The sequence below is a fragment of the Candidatus Coatesbacteria bacterium genome (assembly GCA_014728225.1).
In the GTDB taxonomy this organism is placed as follows: Bacteria; RBG-13-66-14; RBG-13-66-14; order RBG-13-66-14; family RBG-13-66-14; genus WJLX01.
On the sequence record WJLX01000042.1, the window covers coordinates 1 to 6,774 of the forward strand.

Sequence of the window (6,774 nt, forward strand, 5' to 3'; positions counted from 1 at the left end):
AACCGTGACGGCCCGGCGGGACGGCGGCCACAGTGCGTAATCGGCGGCTGCCAATCAGGGCGCCGATCGAGACCCCGCTGACGGTGCTGAAAAACCCGACCAGCTTGGTCAAGAGCGCTATCTGTGGTATATTATCCCCCGCACCGTGAGACAAACGAGGATAAGTATGACCCAGTTGGAAGCCGCCAAACATGGAACCCTGACTCCGGAGCTGCTCCGGGTGGCCGCCGCCGAAGGCGTCGATCCCGAAGAGCTGCGCCGACGCGTCGCCGCCGGTACCGTGGTCATCCCCAAGAACGTCGCCCGACCGACGGAGGTCGCCCTGGGTATCGGCGCCGGGCTGCGCGTCAAGGTCAACGCCAACCTGGGCACCAGCCGGGACCTGCCCGATCCGGAACCGGAGCTGGAGAAGGTCCGCGCAGCGCTCAAGTACGGCGCCGACACCCTGATGGACCTGTCGACGGGGGGCGACCTGCGCGCCACGCGGCGCCGGATCATCGAAGCCTCGCCCGTGCCCGTCGGCACCGTGCCCATCTACGACGCCGCCGTCCAGGCCGCCGAGGAACGACGCAAACTCATCCACCTGACCCCGGAGGAGATGTTCGCCGCCGTTGAGCGCCACGGCGAGGACGGCGTCGATTTCATCACCGTCCACTGCGGGGTTTCACGCCGGGCCGTCGAGCTGTTGCAGCGCTCGCCGCGCACCGCCGGCGTGGTCAGCCGCGGCGGGGCGATCCTGACCGAATGGATCGTGCGCAACAAGTCCGAGAACCCGCTGCTGGAGCAGTACGATCGGCTACTGGAGATCGCCCGGCGTCACGACATGACCCTCTCCCTGGGCGACGGCCTGCGGCCGGGCTGCCTGGCCGACGCCACCGACCGCCCGCAAATCGAGGAGCTGGTAACCCTGGGCGAGCTGGCCCGCCGGGCCCGGGAGGCCGGGGTCCAGGTGATGATCGAGGGGCCGGGCCACGTGCCGCTGGATCAGGTGGCCGAGAACGTCCGCATCCAGAAAGCGCTCTGCGACGGCGCGCCGTTCTACGTCCTGGGACCCCTGGTGACCGACATCGCCCCGGGCTACGATCACATCGTCGGGGCTGTCGGCGGAGCCGTGGCGGCGATGGCCGGCGCCGATTTCCTCTGCTACGTCACCCCGGCCGAGCATATCTGTCTGCCCAACGTCGACCACGTCAAGCGGGGCGTGATCGCCAGCCGGATCGCCGCCCACGCCGCCGACGTCGCCCGCGGCCTGCCCGCCGCCCGGGAGCGCGACGACGCCATGGGGCTGGCCCGGCGCGAGCTGGACTGGCGGACCCAGTACGAGCTGGCGCTGGATCCCGAAATGCTCGAGGAGTGGCGCGACCGGCGAAAACCCGCCGACGACCGGGTCTGCACCATGTGTTCGGAACTCTGCGCCATCAAGGGGATGCGCCGCGCCCTCTACGGCGATCCCGACGACGAGGGAGTTTCCTGATGGGCTTCTGGCGTGATCCCGACTGGCGCTTCGAGCGTCGCTCCCTCTTGGTCATCCTCGCCGTCGCGGCGCTGATCGTGCTGGTCTTCGCCCTGGAGCCGACGCTCGAGGAAGGGCGCGCCGGGCGACTGGAGGTCTTCCTCGCCGTCATCGGCGAGGAGGCCGCCGCGGCCTTCCGCGCCGGGGACTACGAAACCTGCGCCGCCCTGATCGACGAGGCCCTGCGCACCGATCTGGTCTTCTGCGAGCGCTTCGAGGAGCTCAAGGACGACGAGCTGATCAACCTGTTCACCCCGTCCGAGGTCGTCGACTACTACGCCGGGCACTTCACCGCCGCCGCCGGCGAGTAAGCCCCCGCCCCCGGGCCGTCACGCTTGTTGCATTCCGCGGCCTTCCCGGGGGGAAGCCCGCGGGCAACAACCGCGCCGGCCCTTGTGCAGCGGACCGGCCGAAGGGCTGTTCGGCTGTCGAAGCGCTCCGGCCAACGTTTTAGCCATGACCTTGCGGCTGATTGCGCACCGTTCAGCCACTATCGGCCTAAGCCCCAGTTATCAAGCCGAACGAGTGTTCGGCAACCTCGAAGGCTCAACGGAAAGACGATGATGCGACGACACAAACTGTTGATATTTATGCTCTTGTCTCTGGTCGTTTCTACCACGGCTCTCGAGGGCCAGGTGGTCTACGGCCAGTTCCTCGGCGTGGGGGAGGAACGGGTGTTGCAGGTCGTCCGGGTCAACGAGGAGGACGCCGGGGTGATCGCGGAGCTCGCCGACGTCGACGAGGCCCGGGACCTGGCGCTGACCCCGGACGGCTACTACGCGGCGCTGTGGTACTCCAGGGACGGCGACGACTGGATCCGCATCATCTCCCTGCGCGAGGAGACGGTGGTCAGCCACGAGGACTTCCCCGGCGCGGATCCGCACTGGACGGACCTGCGCGAGCTTTGCTACCGTCGGGACTGCGGCCTGTGGCGCTGGAGCGGCCGGGACGAGCCGGAGCTGGTGGCCGAACGGGTGGGCGCCGGTTGTATCCTCGTCGAGCATAAGATGTTGTATTACAATAAGTTGGAAATCGCGGACTGGGTGTTCTATCGGCGGATGCTCGATGACGAAGGCGGCGATGGCTTCGAGGAGCCCCTGATCGGCGCAGCGGAGCCTTTCCTGCAGCCGGAGCTGGTCGGCGAACGGCTGCTGCTCAGCGGTCCCCGGGGTCTGTGGGCCTGGGAAGCGGGGACGGCGGAGTTCGTCAAGATACTGGAATTCGAGGATTTGCGCCCGCGTTGCCCCACGGCGGAATGGGAGGGCGCGGGAATCGCCTACCTACTGGCCGGGGAGGGGGCGGTTTTCCTGCTAACGGCGGAGGATGAAGACGCGGTGCTGTTCGAGACCCCAACGCCGCCGACGGTGCTGGACTGGGGGCCGATCCCGCCGCCGCCGCCCCTCTCCGGCTACGAGGTGCGATGAGCGGCATCGATCGCCGATTGCTGAGGATACTGCGTCGGATCGTCGGACGCCGTAACCTGCTGCGCAAGCCGCACCAGTTGCTGGCCCACTCCTACGACGCCACCAACCGCCGCCACCCGCCGGAGCTGGTCGTCCGGGTGACGGAGCGCGGGCAGGTGGCGCAGGTGCTGGCGGCCTGTCGCGCGGCGGGAGTGCCGCTGACGCCGCGCGGCGCGGGGACCGGCTTCACCGGCGGCAGCCTGCCGCTCCACGGCGGCGTGGTCCTGCTGCTGGATCGGCTCAACCGGATAATCGAGATCGACCCGGCCCGGCGGACGGCCGTCGTCGAGCCCGGCGTGGTGACCGCCGAGCTGCAAACCGCCGTCGAGCAGCACGGCCTGTTCTATCCCCCGGACCCGGCCAGCCTGAAGATCTCCACCCTGGGCGGCAACTACGCCGAGAACGCCGGCGGACCGCGCTGCGTCAGCTTCGGGGTGACGGCGGACTGGATCCGCTCGGCCCTGATCGCCCTGCCCGACGGCACGCTGATCGACACCGCCGCCGAGCCCGGTCTGACCCAACTTTACGCCTCGAGCGAGGGAACCCTCGGCGTGACCGTCGAGCTGCGGCTGCAGCTGATGGAGCGCCCGCCGACCTCGGCCACGGCGCGGGCGGTTTTCGACTCTCCGGTGGCCGCCGGACGCGGGGTGACCGGCCTGCTGGCCCGGGGGCTCAAGCCCGCCAAGCTGGAGTTCATGGACGCCCAGACCCTGGCCTGCGTGGCCCGTTACCGCGGCGAGCCGGAGCCCGAGCCGGGGACCGCCCTGCTGCTGGTCGAGCTGCTGGGCGGCCCCGAGGAAATCGAGGCGGACCTTCGGATCGTCCGCGCGGTCTTCAGCACCGCGGGCGCCCCGGAGGTCCTCGTCGCTCTGGATGAGACCGAGCAGGAGGACCTCTGGTCGATGCGCCGCGACGCCAGCCCCGCCATCGCCGGGCTCAAGCCGCTCAAGGTCAACGAGGACGTCGTCGTCCCCCGAGGGAGGCTGCCCGAGCTCGTCGCCCGCCTGGAGAGCCTGCGCAAGAATCTCGACCTGCTGGTGCCCGTCTTCGGTCACGCCGGTGACGGCAACCTCCACGTCAACATCATGTGCGATCCCGCCGACGCCGCCGAGATGGCCCGCGTCGAGCGCGCCCTGGACCAACTCTTCACCGCCGTCCTCCAGCTCGGCGGCAGCATCTCCGGCGAGCACGGTATCGGAGTGGCCAAGCAGCCCTTCATCGACCGCGAGCTGCCCGCGGAACTGCTCGAACTCTCCCGCCGCCTGAAGAGCCGCCTGGATCCGAACGGCCTGCTCAACCCCGCCAAGATCTTCCCCTCCACCGATCGATGACGCGCGAACGCAGAGAAGAAATCCTCGGCGCTCTGCACTGCCGACGCCTCCTCGATCTGGCCTCGGGCAGCGGCGACTTTATCCTCAAACTGATCGAAGCCGGGGCGGCCCTCAAAGGCATCGTCGCCGTGGATATCGACCACCGCTGGCTCGACGAGGGCCGGGGACGCCCGCGCGGCCGGACCGTCCACCGCCTGGTCGCCGACGGCCGCCGCCTGCCCTTCACCCAATCGAGCTTCGACTGCGTCAGCATCGCCAACGGCATGCACCACTTCGAAGATCCCGCCACCGTGCTGCGCGAGGCCCGCCGGGTCCTGAACCCCGGCGGCCGCCTGCTGATCGACGAGATCAGCTCCTCGGGGCTGGCTCCCGCCCAGGCCAACCGCCACGCCTACCACACCCTCAGCGCCGAACTCGACCGCGCTACGGGAAGCGTTCATCACCCCGCCCTGACCGACGACGAGATCACCGACCTGGTCGAAACCGCCGGCTTTTCCATCCAACGCGGCATCAGCTACACTCCACTGTTCGAGGGCGACTACACCGCCCATATTAACCTGCGCCTCAACCGCCTCGAGGAGCGGATCCGCGACGCCGCCCTCGACGACGCCCGGCGCGCCGACTTCCTCCGGTGCCTGACCGAGCTGCGCCGGGCGATCCGCCGTCGCGGAGTACAACCCCAGCCGCAGTTTATCTGCCTGGCACGCTCGGGGTGACGCCGCCGCCGGCGACCTTTGAAAAACCGCCGCCGGAAAGGGCGCAATAACCAGCGAACCCGCCCGCCGGAACCGGCACGGTTTTTGCGGAGGCGGGACGTTGATTGCGCGACAACGGCCGCCGAGATGCAAAAACCGTGCCGGTTCCGGCGCCGCGGAATCAAGCGCCGACACCGGACTGCACTTGTTTTTCAAAGGTCGCCGGCCCGCCCCACAGCCCCGGCGAATATCTGTTAGAATCGGTTCCGACCGTTTCAACCGTTAAAAGGAGCGACTTTGGCAGACAACGCTAAATCCGACCACCAACGAGAGCGCAAGAGCAGTTTCGACACCCGGGACTCGACCTGGCACGACGCCGCCGTGGCCTTCAGCGAGCGCTACCGCAACTTCATCGACCTCTCGCGCACCGAACGCGAGAGCGTGGCCTCCCTGGCCAAGATGGGCGTCGAGCACGGCTACATCGAATACCAGCCTGACGAAAGCCGCCCCGGCGCTCCGGGTTATCTCTTCGTCAGCCGCGGCAAGGCCCTGGCCCTCTACCGTCCCGGCAAGCGGCCCGCCGCCGAGGGTGTCAACCTGGTCATCGCCCACGTCGACAGTCCGCGCCTCGACCTCAAGGTCAACCCGCTCTACGAGGAGAGCGGTGTCGGCCTGCTCAAAACCCACTACTACGGCGGGGTGCGCAAGTACCAGTGGCTCTCCCGACCCCTGGCCCTCCACGGCGTGATAGTCAAGACCGACGGCGAGGAGATCGATCTCAAGCTGGGCTCCGGCGATGACGATCCGGTCTTCGTCATCAGCGACCTGCTGCCCCACCTGGCCCGCAAGGTCCAGGGCGGCAAGAAGTCCGGCGAGTTCATCCCCGGCGAGAAGCTCAACCTGATCTGCGGCATCGTACCCGCTGAAGACGAGGAGGCCAAGGAGCGCGTCAAGGCCGCCGTCCTCGACCACCTGCACCAGGCCTACGGGATCGCCGAAGAGGATTTCGTCTCCGCCGAGCTCGAGGTCGTTCCGGCGGACAAGTCCCGCGACGTCGGTTTCGACCGCGCCGTCCTCGGAGCCTACGGCCAGGACGATCGGGTCTGCGCCTTCACCGCCGTGCGCGGTCTGCTGGAGGCCGAAGCGCCCGAGCGCGCCGCCTTGGCCTTCGCCGTCGACAAGGAAGAGATCGGCAGCGTCGGCGCCACCGGAGCCCAGTCCGCCTTCGTCACCAACGTGCTGGCCGAGGTGCTGGCCCTGGAGGGCGAGGCCTCCGAGCTGGCCCTGCGGCGGCTCAACGCCCGCACCAACGTCCTCTCCGGCGACGTCTGCCCCGCCGTCCATCCCGACTGGCAGGAGGTCCACGAGAAGAACAACGCCGCCCTGCTCGGCCACGGCGTGGTGATCGTCAAGTACACCGGCGCCCGGGGCAAGGCCGGCGCCAACGACGCCGACGCCGAGTACCTGGCCAAGCTGAGGCGCCTGTTCAACGACGACGCCATTCCCTGGCAGACCGGCGGTTTGGGCCGGGTCGACGAGGGCGGCGGCGGCACCGTGGCCAAGTTCCTCGCCGCCCACGGGATGAACGTCGTCGACTGCGGGCCGCCGCTGTTGGGGATGCACTCGCCCTGCGAGCTGGTCGCCAAGGCCGACATCTACGCCACCTACCTGGCCTACAAGGCCTTCTACGAGCGTTTCCTCTAGCCGGGACCCGCTTCGCTGGAAAGACCGCCCTTCCCCGCTGCGGCCTGAGCCGCAGCCGGGGCGGGGCC

Annotated in this window: 6 protein-coding genes; all 6 read left to right on the forward strand. The window is 68.9% G+C overall.

Translation table 11 applies throughout. The features are described 5' to 3' along the window. Positions 1–166 precede the first annotated feature (166 nt). Entirely contained in the window at positions 167–1,474 is a 1,308-nt protein-coding gene (gene thiC, locus GF399_03030) for a phosphomethylpyrimidine synthase ThiC (GenBank protein ID MBD3399286.1), read from the forward strand. After that, complete coding sequence (locus tag GF399_03035; protein ID MBD3399287.1) at positions 1,474–1,824, forward strand: hypothetical protein; 351 nt, start codon at positions 1,474–1,476, stop codon at positions 1,822–1,824. The genes thiC and GF399_03035 overlap by 1 nt, the downstream gene beginning before the upstream one ends. Before the next feature lie 252 nt (positions 1,825–2,076). Continuing rightward, positions 2,077–2,937 carry a hypothetical protein gene (locus tag GF399_03040; GenBank protein MBD3399288.1) on the forward strand — a complete coding sequence of 287 codons (861 nt, stop codon included), beginning with the start codon at positions 2,077–2,079 and terminating at the stop codon, positions 2,935–2,937. Then, entirely contained in the window at positions 2,934–4,307 is a 1,374-nt protein-coding gene (locus GF399_03045) for an FAD-binding protein (GenBank protein MBD3399289.1), read from the forward strand. The genes GF399_03040 and GF399_03045 overlap by 4 nt, the downstream gene beginning before the upstream one ends. Further along, complete coding sequence (locus tag GF399_03050) at positions 4,304–5,023, forward strand: methyltransferase domain-containing protein (protein ID MBD3399290.1); 720 nt, start codon at positions 4,304–4,306, stop codon at positions 5,021–5,023. Before GF399_03045 ends, GF399_03050 begins: the two co-directional genes overlap by 4 nt. 276 nt (positions 5,024–5,299) lie before the next feature. Continuing rightward, on the forward strand, positions 5,300–6,706 hold the full coding sequence (locus GF399_03055) for an aminopeptidase (protein MBD3399291.1): 1,407 nt from the start codon (positions 5,300–5,302) through the stop codon (positions 6,704–6,706). Positions 6,707–6,774 lie beyond the last annotated feature (68 nt).